This is a genomic window from Streptomyces sp. NPDC060198, from assembly GCF_042728415.1.
GTDB lineage: Bacteria > Actinomycetota > Actinomycetes > Streptomycetales > Streptomycetaceae > Streptomyces.
Genome location: NZ_JBHWZJ010000028.1, coordinates 20,078 through 38,670, shown reverse-complemented (window position 1 = coordinate 38,670; position 18,593 = coordinate 20,078). Strand labels below are relative to the sequence as shown.

The following is an 18,593-nucleotide window of genomic DNA, read 5'->3' as shown; positions in this document are numbered from 1 at the left end:
GAAGGGGCCATCGCGCAATTGCTCCGGGAGCACGGCCCCGCGCTCTTCCAGTTCCTCCAGGGTCTGACCTTCGGCGACCGACAGCGGGCCGAGGATCTGGTCCAGGAGACGCTGGTGCGCGCGTGGCAGCACCCCGAGGCGTTCGCCGCGCCGTACGAGTCCATGCGGCCGTGGCTCTTCACCGTGGCCCGGCGCCTCGCCATCGACGCGCGCCGGTCGCGGCAGGCGCGGCCCACCGAGGTGAGCGACTCCGTGCTGGAATGCGCCTCCGCCCCCACGGACACCGCCGACTCGGCGGTCCGCTCCCTCGACGTGCGCGCGGCGGTGCGCGGGCTGAGCCCCGAACACCGTGCGGTGCTGGTGGAGATCTACTTCCACGGGCTCAGCGTCGGGGAGACGGCCGAGGTGCTCGGCATACCGCCGGGCACCGTCAAGTCGCGTTCCTACTACGCCCTCCGGCTGCTCCAGCGCGGTCTGCCCGGCTACTCCAGCAGGTCCTGCTCGGTCAGCAGGGCGAGGAAGCCGGGAGTCCGCAGCAACTCCGTCTCCGCGGCGGCGCACCCGTCGCAGAGGAGCAGGTGAAGCGAGACCTCGCACGCTTCCCGCTCGGACAACGCGTCGAGCACGTAGGCACCGAGCAGGAGCCTCACATGCGGGTTCTCGGCCGGACCGGCGGTCATCGCAACCTCGTATCTGCTCGACGAATCCACTCACCCCTGCCCACGTGGATCATCGGCCGTCGGTTCAACGGCGCGCCGTCGTGTCAGGAACCGTGGACCCCGGCGCGGTACTTGGGAAACCTCAGAGTGATCTTCATGCCCGCTCCGGCGCCGGTCTCGATCACGAGCCCGTAGTCGTCGCCGTACACCTGGCGCAGCCGCTCGTCGACGTTGAGCAGTCCGATGCCGGTCGAGGCGCCACCCTCGCCGCGCAGGATCTGCCGCAGCCTTTCGGGGTCCATGCCGGTGCCGTCGTCCTCGATGACGACCTCGGCCTCGGAGCCCGCGTCCAGGGCGGAGATGGTGATCCGGCTGCGGGTGACGGCCCCTTCGAGCCCGTGTTTGACGGCGTTCTCGACGAGCGGCTGGAGGCAGAGAAAAGGCAGGGCGACGGGCAGCACCTCGGGCGCCACTTGCAGGGTGACCGCGAGCCGCTCGCCGAACCTGGCTCGTACGAGCGCCAGGTACTGGTCGATGGAGTGGAGTTCGTCGGCGAGGGTGGTGAAGTCGCCGTGCCGGCGGAAGGAGTAGCGAGTGAAGTCGGCGAACTCCAACAGTAGTTCGCGTGCCTGCTCGGGGTCGGTGCGGACGAACGACGCGATGGCGGCGAGCGAGTTGAAGATGAAGTGCGGGGAAATCTGGGCGCGCAGCGCCTTGATCTCAGCCTCGATCAACTTGGTCCGCGAGCGGTCGAGTTCGGCGAGTTCGAGCTGTACGCAGACCCAGCGGGCGACCTCGCCCGCCGCGCGCGCCAGCACCGCGGACTCGCGCGGCGCGTGGGCGACGAGCACGCCGAGCACCCGGTGGTCGACGGTGAGCGGTACGGCCACCGCCCAGCGCAGCGGACAGTCGAGATCGCCGCAGTCGGTGGTGAAGGCGGTGCCGCGGCCGTTCTCCAGGAGCTCCTTGACCTGCTCCATCACGTCCGGGCCGTGGTGGTGTCCCGCGCCGTCCCAGACGAGTACCCGTTCCCGGTCGGTGAGGCAGAGCGCGTCGGTACCCAGCAGGGAGCGCAGCCGGCGGGCGGAGCGTCGGGCGCTGTCCTCGGTCAGTCCGGCCCGCAGCGGGGGTGCGGCCAGTGACGCGGTGTGCAAGGTCTCGAAGGTCGCGTGTTCGACGGGGGTGCCGACATCGCTGGGCCGCACGGGGCGGACGGTGCGGCGGCCGAGGAGAAAGGCCGATCCGGCCAGCAGGGCGGCCATCACGGCGAGTACGGCGATCCCTGCCGCGGTCATCGGTCCCTCCCCGCGGTCAGTGCCTCCGGCAGGTGGAAGCGGGTCATCGCCGCGTTGGTGCCCGGGGGTACGCGCCCCGGGGTGGCGAGCGAGACGAGGACCATCGCGAGGAAGCCGACCGGCACCGACCACACGGCGGGCCAGGCCAGCAGCGCGTGGGGCCAGCCGGGTGGCCGTACGGCCCCGCTCACGGTGATCGCCACGGCGAGCAGCGCCGAGCCGCCGCCGAGCAGCAGTCCGGCGATGGCTCCCGGCGGGGTGAGCCGGCGCCACCAGATGCCCAGTACCAGCAGGGGGCAGAAGGACGAGGCGGAGACGGCGAAGGCCATCGCGACCGCGTCGGCCACCGGCACCCTGCTGACGAGCAGCGACCCGGCCAGCGGCACGGCGATGGCGAGGACGGTGGCGGGCCGGAAGTAGCGCACGCCGCGCTGCGGCAGGACGTCCTGGGTGATGACCCCGGCCACGGCGACGGTCAGGCCGGAGGCGGTGGAGAGGAACGCGGCGAACGCTCCCCCGGCGATCAGCGCGCCCAGCAGGTCGCCCCCGAGCCCGCCGATGACCCGCGCGGGCAGCAGCAGTACGGCCGCGTCGGCTTCGCCGCCGTGCCGCAGTTCGGGGGCGTACAGGCGCCCCAGCGCTCCGTAGACGGGGGGCAGCAGGTAGAAGAGGCCGACCAGGGCGAGTACGGCGACGGTGGTGCGGCGCGCGTCGCGGCCGTTGGGGCTGGTGTAGAAGCGGACGACGACGTGCGGGAGCCCCATGGTGCCGAGGAAGGTGGCGACGATCAGCCCGTAGGTCGCGTACAGCGGGTGGTCGGCACGGAAGACGGCGTGCTGCCCGCCGAAGGTGACGGCCGGGCGCCCGTCGCCCTGCCAGGCGAGCACCAGGAAGAGCGCCGGGACCAGCAGTGCGGTCAGCTTCAGCCAGTACTGGAAGACCTGGACGAAGGTGATCGACCGCATCCCGCCCGCCGCGCCCGCGACCACCACCACCGAGGCGACGAGGACGTCCCCGAGCCAGCCGGGGGCGCCGGTGAGGATCTGCAGGGTGAGCCCGGCCCCCTGGAGCTGGGGGACGAGGTAGAGCCAGCCCGCGCCGACGACGAACACGCTGACCAGGCGGCGCACCTGGCGCGATTCGAGGCGTCCTTCGGCGAAGTCCGGCAGGGTGTACGCCCCCGAGCGGCGCAGCGGGGCCGCGACGAAGAAGAGGAGCACCAGATAACCGGCGGTGTAGCCGACCGGGTACCAGAGCATGTCGGGACCGTGCACCAGCACCAGCCCGGCGATGCCGAGGAAGGAGGCGGCGGAGAGGTACTCCCCGCTGATCGCCGCCGCGTTCAGGCGGGGGCGGACGGTGCGGGAGGCGACGTAGAAGTCGGAGGTGGTGCGGGAGATCCGAAGGCCGAGTCCGCCGACGAGCACTGTGGCGAGGACGACGAGGGCGACCGCCACCCAGGACGCCGTGTGGTCGGGCGCGTTCACCGTTCGGCGCGCCCTTCGCCGGAGCGGGGGAGGAAGAGGGCGGGCGAGGGGACTGCGGGGTTCCTCACGGGGCGGGGCGGCCTTCCACGAGCCGGGCGAAGTCCCGTTCGTTGCGTTCGGCCCGGCGTACGTACCACCAGGCGAGGAGGGTGATCGGGGGGTAGACGGCGAACCCGAGGGCGGCCCAGACGACCGCGCCGCTGTGCAGGGTGGTGAAGACGAGTGGAAGGGTGCCGGCGACGAGCGCGAGGGCGGCGAAGGCGGTGAGCCCGGCGCGGAGCTGGCTGCGCACCAGCGAGCGTACGTACGCTCCGCCGAGGGCGGTCTGCTCGTCGATCTCGGACTGGGTGCGGTGGCGCGGCAGCGGACGCACCCTCCGGGGTACTCCCGTCACGACCTCGCGCCGGGGCGTGGGCTCTGCGGACATGAGCGGGGAGTTTAGGGCGCGCGGGGCGCGGCTGGGAAGGGGCTTCGGCCGGCGCGGCACCGGGGCGCGTCCCGAAGGTGGCGCCGTCCGCCCGGAGGGCGGGGCCGGCGCCGTGCCGCACGTACGCCCGCACGGCGCAAGGACGCCCCGATACTGGATGTACCAGTACCGGGGCGATCCGGGCAACGCGGCGAGCGTGCGTGCCAGGCGCCGCCGGACAGGCGGGACTTTCGAAACACGCCCTGGTCAGCGACTGCCCTGACGCATCAGCAGATCGCGCAGGGCGCGGCTGTGGCGGCGGCTCACGGCGAGTTCCGCGCCACCGATGCGCACGCTCATGGCGCCCGCGTCCAGGCGGAGTTCGTCGATGCGGGCGAGCGCGACGAGGTGGCGGCGGTGGATGCGGACGAAGCCCCGGGAGCGCCAGCGTTCCTCCAGCGTCGTGAGCGGAATCCGCACGAGATGGCTGCCGGTGTCGGTGTGCAGACGGGCGTAGTCGCCCTGGGCCTCGGCGTACGCGATGTCCTCGACGGGCACGAACCGGATCACACCGCCCAGTTCGACCTGCACGGGGTCGCCGCCGGCGTCGTGCACGGGCGCGGTGCGCTCCCCCACCTGTTCGGCGACGCGGCGTACGGCCTCGGCGAGGCGTTCGCGGCGTACGGGCTTGAGCACGTAGTCGACGGCCTTGAGGTCGAAGGCGTGTACGGCGAAGCCCTCGTGGGCGGTGACGAAGACGATGAGCGGGGGCGCGGCGAATCCGCCCAGCAACTGGGCGACGTCGAGACCGGTGAGCCCGGCCATGTGGATGTCCAGGAAGACGACGTCGATCGCCTCGGGGTCCTCGGGTCCCGCGTCGACGGCGGCGCCGATGCGGCGCAGCGCGTCGGTGGCGCCGGTGGCGCCTTCGGCGCTGTGGATGCGGGGGTCGGCGCGCAGGAGGTAGAGGAGTTCCTCGAGGGCCGGTTCTTCGTCGTCGACGGCGAGTACGCGCAGCATGAGGCCGGAGTGTAGGCGGTGTACGCCTGAGGGTTGTCCCGGCGATTCCCGGCGGGTGCGCGACGACAGGCCCGGCGCCTCGCCGCGTTGCCGGAGTGTCCGCATACATCCGTATGCGGACACTCCTCCGCCTTGCGATGCACCGCATCCGGCGCCGCGCCCCGCTCCGCCACGAATCGCGGGACAGCCCTCGGGCGCACTCCTCTCACTTGAGGAAGCGTGAGGTCCTGCGGTCGGCGAGCGGCTTCCCGCCGGTCTGGCAGGTGGGGCAGTACTGGAGCGAGGAGTCGCTGAACGACACTTCCAGCACGGTGTCCCCGCAGACCGGGCAGGGCTCCCCCGCCCGTCCGTGGACGCGCATCCCGCTGCGCTTTTCGGACTTGAGCTTGCCGGCGGCGACCCCGCTGCTGCGCGCGACGGCTTCCTCCAGGGTGGTGCGCAAGGCCGTGTGGAGGTGGCTGATGTCGTCGTCGCCGAGGTCGGCGGTGCGCTTGAACGGGGACATCTTCGCGGCGTGCAGGATCTCGTCGCTGTAGGCGTTGCCGATGCCCGCGATCAGCGACTGGTCGCGGAGCGCGCCCTTGATCTGGCGGCGTTCCCCGGAGAGCAGGGCGGCGAAGGCGTCCCGGTCGAAGTCCGGGGCCAGCGGGTCGGGCCCGAGCCGGGCGATGCCGGGAACCTCCATCGGGTCGCGGACCAGGTACACGGCGAGCCGCTTCTTGCTGCCCATCTCGGTGAGGTCGAAGCCGTCGCCGCCGTCGAGGACGGTACGCAGGGCGAGCGGCCCCTTGCCGGGCCCGGGCGGTTTGGCGGGGAAGGACTCACGCCACTGGAGCCAGCCGGCCCGGGCCAGATGGGTGACGAGGTGGAGTGGGCCCGCGCCGATGTCGAGGAACTTGCCGTGCCGGTCCACCGAGGTGACGGTGGTCCCTTCCAGCGCGGCGGGTGGCGGATCGTACGTCTTGAGCACGTTCACGGAGAGCGGGAGGACGCGGACGATCTCCCTGCCGACCAGGTGATCGCCGAGAAAGACCCGCAGGGCTTCGACTTCCGGCAGCTCGGGCATGTGTCCAGCCTGCCGCAGGCTCCGGACGGTCGGCCACCGCTGGCCGGGCCGCCGTCCGTCCGGCCGCGACGGCGGGGAGGTTCAGCCGAGCCGGTAGACCCGGGTCGCCGTCCCCGCGAAGACTGCGGCGCGCTCGTCCTCACAGAGGTCGGCGGTGAGCGTGCGCGCCGCCCCGAGGACCTCCTCGTACGTGGCGGCGAGCCGGCACACCGGCCAGTCCGAGCCGAACATCAGTCGGCCAGGTCCGAAGCGGTCGAGCAGGACGTCGGTGTAGGGGCGCAGGTCGTCCACGGTCCAGTGGTGCGGATCCGCCTCGGTGACCAGGCCGGAGAGTTTGCAGACCGTGTTGGGCAGCGCGGCCAGCGCGCGCAGGTCGTCGGCCCAGGGCTGGAGGTGCCCCTGGGCTACGGGCGGCTTCCCGGCGTGGTCGAGTACGAAGGTGAGCCCGGGCAGCAGGGCGGCGGCGGCCGTCGCGGCGGGCAGCTGGTGGGGCCGGACGATCAGGTCGTAGGCGAGACCGGCGTCGGCGACGGCGGCCAGGCCGCGCTGCACGTCGGGGCGGAGCAGCCAGTCCGGGTCGCTCTCGCCCTGTACCTGGTGGCGGATGCCGGCCAGCCGGTCACCACCGGGCAGGGCCCGGAGTGCGGCGAGGGTGTCGGCGACGTCGGGGGCGGTGAGGTCGGTCCAGCCGACGACGCCGGCGACGAGGTCGCTGCCGTGGGCGAGGGCCAGGAACTCGGGCGTCTCCTCGGCGACGGAGACGGTCTGGACGAGGACGGTGGCACCCACCCCCGCCGCCCGTGCCTCGGGTTCCAGGTCGGCGAGGGTGAAGCTGCGCCGGATGGGGGCGAGCTCCTCGCCGGTGATCCACTCCTGGGCGCGCACGGCGAGGTCCCAGACGTGGTGGTGGGCGTCGACGACCGCTGCGGGATCGGTCATGGTCACCGCTCCCCGGTGGGCGCGCCGGGGGCCGGGAGGAGCCCTGCGGAGCGCAGGTCGTCCCAGAGCGCGGCGGGCAGCGGAGTGCGCAGCAGGGCGGCGGCGTCACGCACCTCGGCCGGCGAGCGGGTACCGACCAGCACGCTGGCGACCGCCGGGTGGGCGAGGGAGTGGTGCAGGGCGGCGGCGCGCAGCGGGACGCCGTGCGCCTCGGTGACGGCCTTCATGCGCAGGGCGCGTTCGAGCAGCTCGGCGGGGGCGGTCGCGTAGTCGTACGGGGCGCCGGGGCGCGGGTCCGCGAGCAGGCCCGAGTTGAAGACCCCGCCGACCACGACGCTGCGCCCCCGGGCCTCGGCCTCGGGCAGCAGCTCGTCCAGCGCGCTGCCGTCGAGCAGGGTGTGGCGGCCGGCGCAGAGCACGACGTCGACGTCGGTGTCCCGCAGGAAGCGGGTGAGCAGGGCCGTCTGGTTCATTCCGGCGCCGATCGCGCCGACGACGCCTTCGCCGCGCAAGCGTTCGAGGGCCGGGTACGCCTCGCCGAAGGCAGCCTCCGCGTGGTCGTCCGGGTCGTGCAGGTAGACCACGTCCACGCGGTCGAGGCCGAGGCGCAGCAGGCTGTCCTCGATGGACTTGCGCACTCCGTCCGCGCTGAAGTCCCAGCGGCGGCGGTGCGTCACCGGAACGGCGAACCCGTCGTCGAGCCCGTCCGGCACCGGTGTCCCGGCCGGCAGCGGGTCGAGGATCCGTCCGACCTTCGTGGAGAGGGTGTACGAGGAGCGGGGCCGGGACCGCAGTGCGGCGCCGAGCCGCCGCTCGGAGAGGCCGAGGCCGTAGTGCGGAGCGGTGTCGAAGTGCCGGACGCCCTCGTCCCACGCGGCGTCCACCGCGTGAGCCGCCTGTTCGGGGTCGACGGCGCTGAAGAGATTGCCGATGGCCGCCGCCCCGAAGGACAGTTCGGTGACCTCGACGGCGGTACGTCCGAGTGTGCTGCGCCGCATGCCCTGCCGTCCTTGCTGAATGATCGCTTTACCGTACAGAGCGAATATTCATCGGATCACTGGAGCAAGTCAACCGGGTCGGCTTGGATCATTTTCTCTTTTCGCCCACGATCAGTCCGATCACTCCGCTCGATCGCGTACTGTCAGGGGCGCCCCGGCGAGTTCCTGGAGCGCCGCCAGCTCCTCGGTCATCGCCGCCCCGAGCAGGTCGAGATCGGGCAGCGCCCTGCCGTCGGCGACCAGCCCGACCTGCACCCGCCCGCCGTAGGCGGAGAGCGCCACGGCAAGCGACTGCCCCCGGGCCAGCGGGGCCATCGGGTAGAGGGAGCGCAGGGGGCAGCCGCCCAGTGACAGTTCGGCGCGGGGCAGTGGAACGCTGGTGACCAGGAGGTCGAAGAGCATCCGGGCCGCGCTCCCGGCGAGGGGAGCACCAAAGCGGTGGGCCAGCGGCGGCAGCCGGTCGGCCAGTACGGCGACGGCTCCCGCGCCCTTCAGCGGGCCGGCGGCCTTGTTGCGCTCCATCGCGACGCGTACCGCCCGCAGCCGGCGGCGGGCGTCCGGTTCGGAGACCGGCAGGCCGAGGAGGTAGGCGGAGAGCCGGTTGCCGCTCTGGGCGGCCCCGCCCGGGCGCCGGCGCGAGACGGGCACCAGGGCCCGGGGGTCGTCGCCGGGCAGCTCCTCGCCGCGTCCGGTCATCCAGCGCCGCAGCGCCCCGGCGACGACGGCGAGCAGCACGTCGTTGGCCGTACCGCCCTCGGCCCTGCGGACGCGCTGTACCGCTTCCGCGTCCAGGTCGGCCGTGACGAGCCGCCGGGTGCCGCTGGAGCCCGCCGCCAGAGCGCCGGACCCACCCGGCGCCAGCCGGCTCGCTCGCACCACCGACGCCCCCACCCCCAGCGCCCGGCCGACTTCTTCGAGGCGGCCGAGCGCGAGACCGGCGACCTCCCGGGGGCCGGGCATCCAGGATCGCGGCGGCAGGGGGGCGCGTCGCACGGCCGTCGCGCGACGGGAGGCGACGGCGGCGATCTCGTCGAAGATGCCCGCGCCGATCGCGACGGCGCGCATGCCGTCGGCCAGCGCGTGGTGCAGTTTCACGAGAACGGCGAACGGGCCGTCTCCCGGCCCGGTCTCCAGCAGGTACATCTCCCAGGGAGGCAGCCCCCGGGCGATCGGGCGTTCCATCAGATCGCCCGCGAGCGAGGTCGCCGCCGCCATGAAGTCGCCCGCCGGCAGCGCGGCACGGTGCACATGGCGGCGGACGTCGAAGTCCTTGTCGGCGGACCAGGCCGCGCCACCGAGGGGCAGCAGGACGTCCCGTACCCGCATCCGGAGCCGGGGGACGGCCGCCGCCCGCTCGCGGAGCAGCTCCAGCACGTCCTGCCGAGGACCACCGGGCACCGGGGAGAAGACCGCGAGCGCGCCCAGATGCATCGGGTGGGCCTCGGACTCCAGGTGCCAGAAGGCCAGATCGAGGGGGGCGAGCAGTTCGGTACCCATGGGGGTCCTCATGTCATCGGGGCAGGAGCCGGAACGCCGTACGACCCCAGTCAACCCATGGCGGTCGGTTACGGTCAAGAATGGACATGTTACGTTCCGCTACCGTGCAGTAGTCGGCGGAATTCATTCACGGACTCGTAAAATCGACTGCGCCTTGTCAGCTTCGAAGCTCAGGACCGACGGGGCGGGCCGTACCGCCCAGGCCCCTCGGGCCGGGCGCCATCGGCGGGCCGGTCGGGAAGCTCGTGGTGCTCCCGGCGTTCGGGCCGGCCCGCCCGCTCGAACCGTTCGGGGATGAGGAACTCCCCCCAGACGCACTTGCCGCCGCCCCGGGACTCCACCCCCCAGACGTCGGCCAGCCGGTCCACGAGCATCAGCCCGCGGCCCGAGACTCCGGCTTCCCCCGCGTCACGGCGACGCGGCAGCGCGCTGGAACGGTCCTCCACGTCCACCCGCAGCCTGCGCTCGCCTCCGGCGAGGATCCGGATGGTGACGATGGCCCCGCCGTCCGTGTGCATCAGGGCGTTGGTGATCAGTTCGTCGGCGGCGAGTTCGATCTCGTCCGCGCGCTCCCTGGCGCCCCAGGCACGGACCGCGGCCCTGATCATGTGCCGGGCCGAACTCAGGGCATCGGCGTCGTTCTGGGCGACGTGCTGCCGGAGCCGCCCGCCGGGCTGCGGCGTGGGCGCCGCGTCGCGCCGCAGCAGCAGGACCGCCACGTCGTCCTCGCCGCCGTATTCGTCGACCGCCTCGCAGAGCTGGTCGGCCAGCCGCCGGATGTCCTGCGGCCCCTTGCGCACCATGTCGGTCAGCAGCCGCATCCCGGCGTCGAAGTCGATGTCGGGCAGTTCCACCAGGCCGTCCGTGTAGAACACCAGCGTCTGCCCGGGGTCGAGTTCGACGGTGCTCACCGGATAGTCCAGGCGACCGAACTCGGCGGAGAGCCCGAGCGGGAGGCCGCCCTCGACGAACAGCTTGTGGCAGCTGCCGTCGGGGTCCCGGACCAGCGGCTCCATGTGTCCGGCCCGGACCATCTGCATCACGCCGGTGGTCAGGTCCACCTCGGCGTAGATGCAGGTGGCGAAGCGGTCGGTGTCCAGTTCGTGCAGGAAGACGGAGGCACGGGCCATGACCGTGGCGGGGCTGTGCCCCTCGGCCGCGTAGGCGCGCAGCACGATCCTGAGCTGCCCCATCACGGCCGCCGCGTGGGTGTCGTGCCCCTGGACGTCCCCGATGACCGCGCCGACCCGGCCGCCGGGAAGCGGGACGACGTCGTACCAGTCGCCTCCGATGTCGCGCCCCATCCGGGCGGAGCGGTACCGGACGGCGACCTGCGCGCCCGGCACCTCCGGGATGCGGCGCGGCAGCATCGCCTGCTGGAGCCCCTCGGCGAGGTCGTGTTCCTGTTCGTAGAGCATCGCGCGCTGGAGGCTCTGCGCGATGGAACTGCCCAGGGCGACCAGGAGGTTGCGCTCGTCGGCGGCGAATCCCGAGCGGTCGTCGTACAGCAGGCCGAGCGCGCCGATGGGGCGGCCCTGGGCGATCAGTGGCAGATAGGCGGCGGAGGTGATGCCGAGGTGGCCGACCTGGGACCAGAGCTCGGGGTAGGAGGCGGCGAAGTCGTCGGAGGTCTCGATGAACCGGGGGTCCAGAGTCCGCAGCACCTCGCTCATCGGGTACCGCTCGTCCACCCGCGTGTAGCGGGTGCCCGGCACGAACGACCCCTCCGGCCCGTCCGCCACCAGGTGGATGCGCCCGGCCTCCAGGAGCCCCATGACGAGGCTGGTGGCCCCCAGGTGGGCCAGGCCACGCGAGTTCTTGAGCACGTCGATGACGTCCGCCACCGTACGGGCGTGCGCAAGTGCCGCGGAGGTCGCCTGCACCAGACTGGTCCGCCGACGTCGTTCCTCGTCCAGCTCCTGGCGTGCGGCGGAGTCCGCCAGCTCCTGGGAGGCGTCCCGGACGATACCGAGGATGCGGCGGGGGCGGCCTTCCGCGTCGCGGCGGATGAACCCCTGGGTGTGGGTCCAGCGCAGCGAGCCGTCACGGAGCCGGCAGCGGAAGTAGGCGCCGTAGCTCTCCCGCCCGGCTTCCAGCGCCTGGGAGACCATGGCGTCGAGACGGGCACCTTCATCCTCGGGCACCCGCAGGGCGAGAGAGGTGGGCCGGTCGTCGTACTCCTCGGCCCGCAGATCGAACACGTCGAGTGCGGGCTGGTCCATGTGCATGAGGCCGCTGTCCAGATCCCAGTCGAAGCTGCCCATACGGTTCAGGGCGAGGCTGAGGTCCGGGTGGGCGGGCCAGTCTTCCGGGAGTGACAGGGCACCCGCTACCCGATCATCCATGTCGGCCACTTTGCCACCATTTGTCGGATTCTTCGAGCGGGTCACGGCGGGAGCGGGTCCGAGCACGGCGGCGCGGCCTCCGCCGGTCACGCGGTGGACGTCTCCGGCCCCCCTCCGCCCGGGCCACCGGCGCCGCCCTGGACCGAGGAGCCCTCGCCGTCGGTGAAGTCGGGCAGGTCCGGGTACGCGTCCCCGGTGAAGTCCGGAAGGCCGGGCCCCTCGTCCACGTCGCCCGTGAAGTCCGGAAGGCCGGGCCCCTCGTCCACGTCGCCCGTGAAGTCCGGAAGGCCGTCCACGGCGGTGTCGCCCGTGAAGTCCGGCAGATCATCGGCGGGAGCCTCACTCGTGAAGTCCGGCAGACCGTCGGCAGCGGTGTCCTCGGTGAACTCCGGCAGGCCGTCGGCGGGCGCGTCCGAGGAGTCCGGCGAACCGGGGTCGCGGACGCCCGAGTCCGCCGTACCGTCAGGCCCCTGCGGTGACACGTCGGGAGAGAAGGGGAAGAAGCCGTCACCCGGGTCGGCCGCAGGCGGGGCGGCGGGGTTCTTGTCCTCGGTGCCCTCTCCGACCGGCCGCTCGATCCATGTCCGCTCCACGAGATCCGCGATGACCAGGCTCTCCAGTACGCGTGTGCTGGGGGCGACGTCCAGGACCCGCTCCGGGGCGTACGCGGCCCAGCGCTCACCGCTGTCGGCGACCCGCCCGGTGAGGGGTACCGCGGGTGCGAGCGGATCACCGGAGGCGCACCGCACCCGTGGCAGCCCCCGGCTGTCGACCATCACGGCGGTACCCGACTGGAGCACGGCCTGGAATCTGGTGGGGGCGCCCCCGTCGAACCCGTGGTCGGTGACCCGGACGTCGGCCCGCAGCACCACCGGAGTCAGCGCCCGCAGGTAGCCGGGGATCTGCACCGCCTCGATGCCCGCCACCGCCGCGAAGGCCCGCGCCCGGCCGGAGTCCTCGGTCAGCAGGTCGGCCTGCGCCGCCACATCGCAACTGGGCGTGTTCCGGACACCTCCGTAGAGTCCCGCCGCGTCACCCGTGACGGTGTGGACGGCCGGGGCGGCGGCGGGAGCGCCGTTCGCCGGCAGCGGCTGCCCCTCCTCGGCCCCGGGAACCGCTCCCGCCGTGGACCGGGTGAAGGGCGCCGGTCCCCGGGCGGCGGCCGGCTGGAGCACCACCTCGTGCCCGGCGGTCGCCGCCGCGGGCCGGGCCGCGCCGGGCGCGCCGGAACACCCGGTCGCGGAGAGAGCGGCCACGGAGACCACGGCGGACAGGGCATACGGAAGTCGTCGGGACGAGCGCACGGTGCTCTCCTGCCAGTACGTACGGGGGTGGTGGGTCCCCTCATGTCTGACGCACCTCCGCACCGGTCGCAAGCCGGGATACGGCCGCCCGGCGCAGCCTTGAACACGTTCAAACCAGGCACTACGCTGGGCCTCGGGCTCGACGTCATGTCCGCGGCATCAAGGTCGGCGGGCGTACACATCGGAGGGACGACCGGTGAGCACTTTCACCTACCCGGAGATCGGCGCCACCCGCACGGACCCACTGCCGCACGGGTACGACCATCTGCGCCACCGCGCCCGGATCGGCGGGGGCCGGGCCGCGTTCGAGGCCGCCGGGGCGGCGGTGACCGAGTGGCGCATGCATCGTGCCGCCGGGACCCTCGTCGACGCGTCCGCCGACCGCGCCGAGGCAGGCGGTTTTGTCGAAGTGACCCTGCGGGTCGGGCCGTTGCGTTTCGTGGCTCCCTGCGAAGTGATCTGGGCCGAGTACACCCGAGAGCGCATCGGCTTCGCGTACGGAACACTCGCCGGCCATCCGGAGAGGGGTGAGGAGTCCTTCGCGGTCGAACTCGCGGACGACGGGACCGTCTGGTTCGCCGTCACGGCGTTCTCCCGGCCCGCCCTCTGGTACACCCGCCTGGCCGGACCGCTCGTCAGGGTGTTCCAGCGGCGCTACGTCCGACGCCTGGGGCGGACGCTGCGCCGCATCGCCGCCGCGGGCTGAGCGGGCCAGGTCCTCGCGAGCGCCGCGTCGGTCACGCGGCGCGGGGCCGGGTCGGCCGATAATGACGCCGGTGGACTGGTTCACCGCGGACGACTACGGGCTGAGCAGGCTGATCTTCCAGCGGGCTCTCGCCGCCGTCTATCTCACCGCGTTCCTCACCGCTGCCCTCCAGTTCCGCGCGCTGATCGGCGAGCGGGGCATGCTGCCGGTGCCCGAACTGCTGCGGCGCACGCGCTGGACCACCGCTCCCGGGCTCTTCCGGCTCCACTACTCGGACCGCTTCTTCGCCGCCGTCGCATGGTCGGGCTGCACGGTCTCCGTCGCGCTCCTGGCCGGGCTGGACGGCCTGCTGCCGCTGTGGGGTGCCCTTCTCCTGTGGGCGCTGCCCTGGGTCCTGTACCTCTCGATCGTGCAGGTCGGGCAGGTCTGGTACGGCTTCGGCTGGGAGTCACTGCTGCTGGAGACGGGGTTCCTGGCGATCTTCCTCGGCAACGAGCGGACGGCGCCGCCGGTCATGCTGCTCTGGATGACGCGCTGGCTGCTGTTCCGGGTGGAGTTCGGGGCCGGTCTCATCAAGATGCGCGGGGACGAGTGCTGGCGCCGGCTGACCTGCCTGGACTTCCACCATGAGACGCAGCCGATGCCGGGTCCGCTCAGCTGGTTCTTCCACCATCTGCCGGCGCCCGTGCACCGGGTGGAGGTCGCCGCCAACCATGTCACCCAACTACTCCTCCCCTTCCTGCTGTTCACACCTCAGCCGGTGGCGAGCGTGGCGGCGGCCGTCATGATCGTCACCCAGCTGTGGCTGATCCTCTCCGGCAACTTCGCCTGGCTGAACTGGCTCACGGTCACCCTCGCGCTCCCGGCGATCGACTGGTCCCCGCTCGCGGGCCCCTACCGGCCCCTTCCCGGCGCCCCGCTCTGGTACGAGATCGTGGTCTGCGCGGTCACCGCCCTTCTCCTGGTGCTCGGTTACCGGCCGGCCCGCAATCTGCTCTCCCGCCGCCAGGTGATGAACCGCTCCTACGACCCGCTCCATCTGGTCAACACCTACGGCGCGTTCGGCAGCATCAGCAGGGTGCGGCTCGAAGTCGTCGTCGAGGGAACGGACGACATGGTGATCCACCCGGGGACCCGCTGGCGGGAGTACGGATTCCGGGGGAAGCCCGGGGATCCGGGGCGTCTTCCCCGCCAGTTCGCGCCGTACCATCTGCGGCTCGACTGGATGATGTGGTTCGCCGCGCTCTCCCCCGCGTACGCCCGTGCCTGGTTCGGCCCGTTCACGGAACGGCTGCTGCGCGGCGACCGGGACACCCTGCGGTTGCTGGGCCACAACCCCTTCCCCGACGGGCCGCCCGCCCAGGTGCGCGCGTCGGTGTACCGGTACCGCTTCACCGACGCGGCCGAGCTGCGGAGCACCGGCCGGTGGTGGCACCGCACCTACGTGCGGGAGTTCATGCGCCCGGTGATCCGCCCGGTGCCGCTCCGCCCTCCGGAGGATCCCGGGTGAGCGCACCCCGGACGTGCGAGAGCCCGGTCCCGCCCGAGGGGGTGGGACCGGGCTCTGGCGCGGAGGGCGGCCGGGGGTCAGTCGATGCCGGGCAGGATGTGCGGTTCGGCGAGGTCGTCCTCGTATCCGGCCAGCCGGATCGGGGCCGACCTGGCCCAGACCTCGATGTTCAGAAGCTTCTCGGGCCTACGGGCCCGGCTTTCGCTTCGCTCGGCCGGTCGTTTCTCGTCGGTCGTCAGTTCAGGTGTCACCGCGCACTCCTTCGCGTCGCGTAACCCCCGGCAGTCGGGGTACCGCGGCTTTCCACCGTGGACCGCCGCAGGCAGGGGCAAGGGCATGGGCATACGGTCGCGGTGGCGCCGGTACGGGGCAGGACGACGGTCTGGTTGCAGACCTGTCCCAGAACGGTCGAGGAAGCTTCGTCGGATCCCTCGGTGCCGTCCGTTCGCCCCAGCGTAACCAAATGAGCGCCATCCCGCTCGACAGAACGTGTGCCCTGGGTCACTTTCGGCCAAAAGAAAGCGCTCAGCGGGGCTGCGGCGGGGGCTCCGGGGCAGGCTGGGACGCGTGAGAAGGCCGGGACGGCAGGACGGCCGCACTCCGGGTCGGAGTACGGCCGTCCTGTGACCTCGCGCGGGCGCCTGGTGTCTTCGCGGGCGCCCGGTCTCACCAGCCCGCGGGCGCGTAGTCCTTCAGGAAGCAGCCGTAGAGCTCCTCGCCCGCTTCGCCACGCACGATCGGGTCGTAGACGCGGGCTGCGCCGTCCACCAGGTCGAGCGGGGCGTGGAAGCCCTCCTCGGCCAGCCGCATCTTGTCGGGGTGCGGGCGCTCGTCGGTGATCCAGCCGGTGTCGACGGCCGTCATCAGGATGCGGTCCTTCTCGAACATCTCCTGGGCACTGGTGCGCGTCAGCATGTTCAGCGCAGCCTTGGCCATGTTGGTGTGCGGGTGGCCCGCTCCCTTGTAGCCGCGGCTGAAGACGCCCTCCATGGCGGAGACGTTCACGACGTACGCCCGGCCCGCGGCGGCGGCCATCGCCGGACGCAGCCGGCTGATGAGGATGAACGGCGCGGTGGAGTTGCACAGCTGCACCTCCAGGAGTTCGATCGGCTCGACCTCCTCCACCGTCTGGATCCAGCTGTTGGTGTGGTGCAGGTCGGGTACGAGTCCGCCCGCGTCGATGGCCGTGCCGGCCGCGATGCGCGCCGGCGAGGCGGACCCGGTGACCAGAGCCAGACCTGTGACGTCGTCGGCGGTCAGCCCCTCCTTGCGTGCGGCGGGCAGTGCGGCCACCCGGTCGACGCTGCCGCTGCCGAAGGTGCCGATGACCTCGGCCGGGGGCAGCGCGCCCGCGGGCAGCGGCGCCGACTCGGCGGCGACCAGCTCGCTGTACGCCTCCGGGGAACGGCGTACCGTCTGGGCCGCGTTGTTGATCAGGATGTCCAGCGGGCCCTCGGCGGCCACGGAGTCGGCCAGCGCGACGACCTGGGCGGGGTCGCGGAGGTCGATGCCGACGATCTTCAGGCGGTGGATCCACTCGTCGCTGTCCGGCATCGCCTTGAAGCGGCGGATCGCGTCGTTCGGGAAGCGGGTCGTGATCGTGGTGTGCGCGCCGTCGCGCAGCAGCCGCAAGGCGATGTACATGCCGATCTTCGCCCGGCCACCGGTGAGCAGCGCGCGGCGGCCCGTGAGGTCGGTACGCGCGTCGCGCCGGGCCCGGTTCTCGCGGGCGCAGTCCTGGCAGAGCTGGTGGTAGAAGGCGTCCACCTCGGTGTAGCGGGTCTTGCAGATGTAGCAGGACCGCGGTCGCTGGAGGATGCCCGCGATCTCGGCGGTCGCCGAGGAGGAGGGCAGTACGCCCTGCGTCTCGTCGTCGATCCGCTCGGCGGAGCCGGTGGCGGTCGCCTCGGTGACCGACTTGTCGTGGGCCGTCTTGGCGGCGCGGCGCTCCTGGCGACGGCGCTGCTTCACGGTCCGGTAGATCCCGGCGGTGGCCCGTCGCACCCTGATGGCGTCCGGGTGGTCGACGTCGATGGTGTCGAGCTCGTCCAGCACGCTCAGGCAGACGGCCAGCCGATCCGGAGCGATACCGGGACCGAAGTCCTCGATCCCGGGCGCGAGTCCCTGGCTTTCCTCTGTCACCGTCATGCTGCTTCCTCTGTCGTCCTGGACCCGCGGGCCACTGGTCGTCGCGGGCCCAAACACCCGGTCAAGTCTGCCATGCGCGCGCGCCTCCTCCGTCCGGGTGTGCGGGGCCCGGTACGTACCGGGGGCGGGCCCCGCCCGGGGCCGTGACGCGGCCCACCCACCGGTCCGCTCGGGGTAGCGACGGGATCTCCGCAAAATTTTCTGAAATCGGCAGGCATGAGTCCCGGATCCCCGGGCAGACGCCGGACCGACAGCTATGGCAACAGGGAGGGCGACACCATGACGGCGATGTCACTGCGGACCACCGGAGCCGGCGCCACGGCAGCAACGTGGCACGACCGGGCGGGGACGCTGGCACCTGCCGGTGTCGGTACGGGGGCCGACCAGGACGAACTGCCCTGGATCGAAGACGCCGGGAAGGTGGCCCCGCAGGACGCGCGGGCCCTGTCGAAGATCTTCTTCGACCGCCTCCAGACGATGGAGGAGGGAACCCGCGAGCACCAGTACGCGCGCAACACACTGATCGAGATGAATCTCTCACTGGTGCGGTTCGCCGCCTCGCGGTTCCGCAACCGGGGCGGGGACGACACCGAGGACATCATCCAGGTGGGCACGATCGGTCTGATCAAGGCGATCGACCGGTTCGACCTCTCGCGCGAGGTGGAGTTCGCCACGTTCGCGGTGCCGTACATCGTGGGCGAGATCAAGCGGTTCTTCCGCGACACCACGTGGTCCGTGCACGTGCCGCGCCGGCTCCAGGAGCTTCGCGTCGAACTGGCCAAGGCGAAGGAGCAGCTCTCCTCGCAGCTGGACCGCGACCCCACGGTGAAGGAGCTGTCGGCCCACCTCGACCTCTCCGAGGAGGAGATCATCGAGGGGCTCGTCGCCGCCAACGGCTACTCGGCCGGTTCGCTGGACACCCCGTCGTCCGAGAGTGACGACGGCCAGGACCAGCGGGCCTACGCGGAGATGCTGGGCGAGCGGGACCCCGCGATGGAGACCGTCGAGAACCTGCACACCCTCGCGCCGCTGCTGGAGCAGCTCGACGACCGCGAGCGCCGCATCGTGCAGATGCGGTTCGGGCAGGAGATGACCCAGGCGCAGATCGGTGCCGAGCTGGGTGTCTCGCAGATGCACGTGTCGCGGCTGCTGAGCCGGATCGTGGCGCGGCTGCGGGCCGGGATGTCCGTCGAGGCATAGCCGGGAGACGGCC

At 72.4% G+C, this 18,593-nt stretch carries 16 protein-coding genes and 1 pseudogene; 4 read left to right on the top strand and 13 right to left on the bottom strand.

Annotation, left to right across the window (positions count from 1 at the left end):
- Nucleotides 1–582: sigma-70 family RNA polymerase sigma factor (locus tag ACFWEP_RS06705; RefSeq protein WP_387366604.1), on the top strand; the 582-nt coding region annotated here is incomplete at its 5' end.
- 17 nt (nucleotides 583–599) lie between these two features.
- On the opposite strand, the pseudogene ACFWEP_RS06700 reads toward ACFWEP_RS06705, so the two are convergent.
- The 11 genes and pseudogenes from ACFWEP_RS06700 to ACFWEP_RS06650 form a co-directional block, all read right to left on the bottom strand.
- Nucleotides 600–680: pseudogene (locus tag ACFWEP_RS06700) on the bottom strand (zf-HC2 domain-containing protein); the annotation flags it as partial.
- 83 nt (nucleotides 681–763) lie between these two features.
- The gene (locus tag ACFWEP_RS06695; protein WP_387366601.1) at nucleotides 764–1,954 is read right to left on the bottom strand and encodes a sensor histidine kinase; all 1,191 of its coding nucleotides are present in this window, start codon (nucleotides 1,952–1,954) and stop codon (nucleotides 764–766) included.
- On the bottom strand, nucleotides 1,951–3,441 hold the full coding sequence (locus tag ACFWEP_RS06690) for a cation acetate symporter (protein ID WP_387366598.1): 1,491 nt from the start codon (nucleotides 3,439–3,441) through the stop codon (nucleotides 1,951–1,953). Before ACFWEP_RS06690 ends, ACFWEP_RS06695 begins: the two co-directional genes overlap by 4 nt.
- A 64-nt stretch (nucleotides 3,442–3,505) precedes the next feature.
- On the bottom strand, nucleotides 3,506–3,868 hold the full coding sequence (locus ACFWEP_RS06685; protein ID WP_387366595.1) for a hypothetical protein: 363 nt from the start codon (nucleotides 3,866–3,868) through the stop codon (nucleotides 3,506–3,508).
- A gap of 246 nt (nucleotides 3,869–4,114) precedes the next feature.
- Nucleotides 4,115–4,867, bottom strand: a complete 753-nt coding sequence (locus ACFWEP_RS06680; RefSeq protein ID WP_387366592.1) for a LytR/AlgR family response regulator transcription factor — start codon at nucleotides 4,865–4,867, stop codon at nucleotides 4,115–4,117.
- A gap of 205 nt (nucleotides 4,868–5,072) precedes the next feature.
- On the bottom strand, nucleotides 5,073–5,933 hold the full coding sequence (locus ACFWEP_RS06675) for an Fpg/Nei family DNA glycosylase (protein ID WP_387366589.1): 861 nt from the start codon (nucleotides 5,931–5,933) through the stop codon (nucleotides 5,073–5,075).
- 81 nt (nucleotides 5,934–6,014) lie between these two features.
- The gene (locus ACFWEP_RS06670) at nucleotides 6,015–6,872 is read right to left on the bottom strand and encodes an amidohydrolase family protein (protein ID WP_387366586.1); all 858 of its coding nucleotides are present in this window, start codon (nucleotides 6,870–6,872) and stop codon (nucleotides 6,015–6,017) included.
- A gap of 2 nt (nucleotides 6,873–6,874) precedes the next feature.
- Nucleotides 6,875–7,870, bottom strand: coding sequence for an aldo/keto reductase (locus ACFWEP_RS06665; RefSeq protein WP_387366583.1), 996 nt, complete (start codon nucleotides 7,868–7,870; stop codon nucleotides 6,875–6,877).
- 120 nt (nucleotides 7,871–7,990) lie between these two features.
- Nucleotides 7,991–9,367, bottom strand: coding sequence for a wax ester/triacylglycerol synthase family O-acyltransferase (locus ACFWEP_RS06660; protein WP_387366580.1), 1,377 nt, complete (start codon nucleotides 9,365–9,367; stop codon nucleotides 7,991–7,993).
- A 170-nt stretch (nucleotides 9,368–9,537) separates the two neighbouring features.
- Nucleotides 9,538–11,712: a SpoIIE family protein phosphatase gene (locus ACFWEP_RS06655; protein ID WP_387366577.1), complete on the bottom strand. Its 2,175-nt coding sequence runs from the start codon at nucleotides 11,710–11,712 to the stop codon at nucleotides 9,538–9,540.
- A gap of 86 nt (nucleotides 11,713–11,798) precedes the next feature.
- Nucleotides 11,799–13,016: a DUF6777 domain-containing protein gene (locus ACFWEP_RS06650; protein ID WP_387366574.1), complete on the bottom strand. Its 1,218-nt coding sequence runs from the start codon at nucleotides 13,014–13,016 to the stop codon at nucleotides 11,799–11,801.
- A gap of 196 nt (nucleotides 13,017–13,212) precedes the next feature.
- Between ACFWEP_RS06650 and ACFWEP_RS06645 the strand changes: the two genes are divergently transcribed.
- A complete protein-coding gene (locus tag ACFWEP_RS06645; RefSeq protein ID WP_387366571.1) occupies nucleotides 13,213–13,722 on the top strand; it encodes a DUF1990 family protein in 510 nt (169 codons plus the stop codon).
- A gap of 70 nt (nucleotides 13,723–13,792) precedes the next feature.
- Nucleotides 13,793–15,232: a lipase maturation factor family protein gene (locus ACFWEP_RS06640; RefSeq protein ID WP_387366568.1), complete on the top strand. Its 1,440-nt coding sequence runs from the start codon at nucleotides 13,793–13,795 to the stop codon at nucleotides 15,230–15,232.
- A 77-nt stretch (nucleotides 15,233–15,309) separates the two neighbouring features.
- Here the strand turns inward: ACFWEP_RS06640 and ACFWEP_RS06635 are convergent, their stop codons facing one another.
- Together ACFWEP_RS06635 and ACFWEP_RS06630 are read right to left on the bottom strand one after the other, a co-directional pair.
- Complete coding sequence (locus tag ACFWEP_RS06635; RefSeq protein WP_387366565.1) at nucleotides 15,310–15,483, bottom strand: hypothetical protein; 174 nt, start codon at nucleotides 15,481–15,483, stop codon at nucleotides 15,310–15,312.
- A 415-nt stretch (nucleotides 15,484–15,898) separates the two neighbouring features.
- Nucleotides 15,899–17,380 (bottom strand): SDR family NAD(P)-dependent oxidoreductase, encoded by a 1,482-nt coding sequence (locus ACFWEP_RS06630; RefSeq protein ID WP_387366561.1) that lies wholly within the window; start codon nucleotides 17,378–17,380, stop codon nucleotides 15,899–15,901.
- A gap of 279 nt (nucleotides 17,381–17,659) precedes the next feature.
- Here ACFWEP_RS06630 and ACFWEP_RS06625 point away from each other — a divergent pair, with 279 nt between their 5' ends.
- Nucleotides 17,660–18,580 (top strand): RNA polymerase sigma factor SigF, encoded by a 921-nt coding sequence (locus ACFWEP_RS06625; RefSeq protein ID WP_387366616.1) that lies wholly within the window; start codon nucleotides 17,660–17,662, stop codon nucleotides 18,578–18,580.
- Nucleotides 18,581–18,593 lie beyond the last annotated feature (13 nt).

Coding starts and splice junctions, on each gene's coding strand:
- ACFWEP_RS06695 (WP_387366601.1), bottom strand. CDS start 1,954: ATGACCGCGGCAGGGATCGCCGTACTCGCCGTGATGGCCGCCCTGCTG.
- ACFWEP_RS06685 (WP_387366595.1), bottom strand. CDS start 3,868: ATGTCCGCAGAGCCCACGCCCCGGCGCGAGGTCGTGACGGGAGTACCC.
- ACFWEP_RS06680 (WP_387366592.1), bottom strand. CDS start 4,867: ATGCTGCGCGTACTCGCCGTCGACGACGAAGAACCGGCCCTCGAGGAA.
- ACFWEP_RS06675 (WP_387366589.1), bottom strand. CDS start 5,933: ATGCCCGAGCTGCCGGAAGTCGAAGCCCTGCGGGTCTTTCTCGGCGAT.
- ACFWEP_RS06670 (WP_387366586.1), bottom strand. CDS start 6,872: ATGACCGATCCCGCAGCGGTCGTCGACGCCCACCACCACGTCTGGGAC.
- ACFWEP_RS06665 (WP_387366583.1), bottom strand. CDS start 7,870: ATGCGGCGCAGCACACTCGGACGTACCGCCGTCGAGGTCACCGAACTG.
- ACFWEP_RS06660 (WP_387366580.1), bottom strand. CDS start 9,367: ATGGGTACCGAACTGCTCGCCCCCCTCGATCTGGCCTTCTGGCACCTG.
- ACFWEP_RS06655 (WP_387366577.1), bottom strand. CDS start 11,712: ATGGATGATCGGGTAGCGGGTGCCCTGTCACTCCCGGAAGACTGGCCC.
- ACFWEP_RS06630 (WP_387366561.1), bottom strand. CDS start 17,380: ATGACGGTGACAGAGGAAAGCCAGGGACTCGCGCCCGGGATCGAGGAC.
- ACFWEP_RS06625 (WP_387366616.1), top strand. CDS start 17,660: ATGACGGCGATGTCACTGCGGACCACCGGAGCCGGCGCCACGGCAGCA.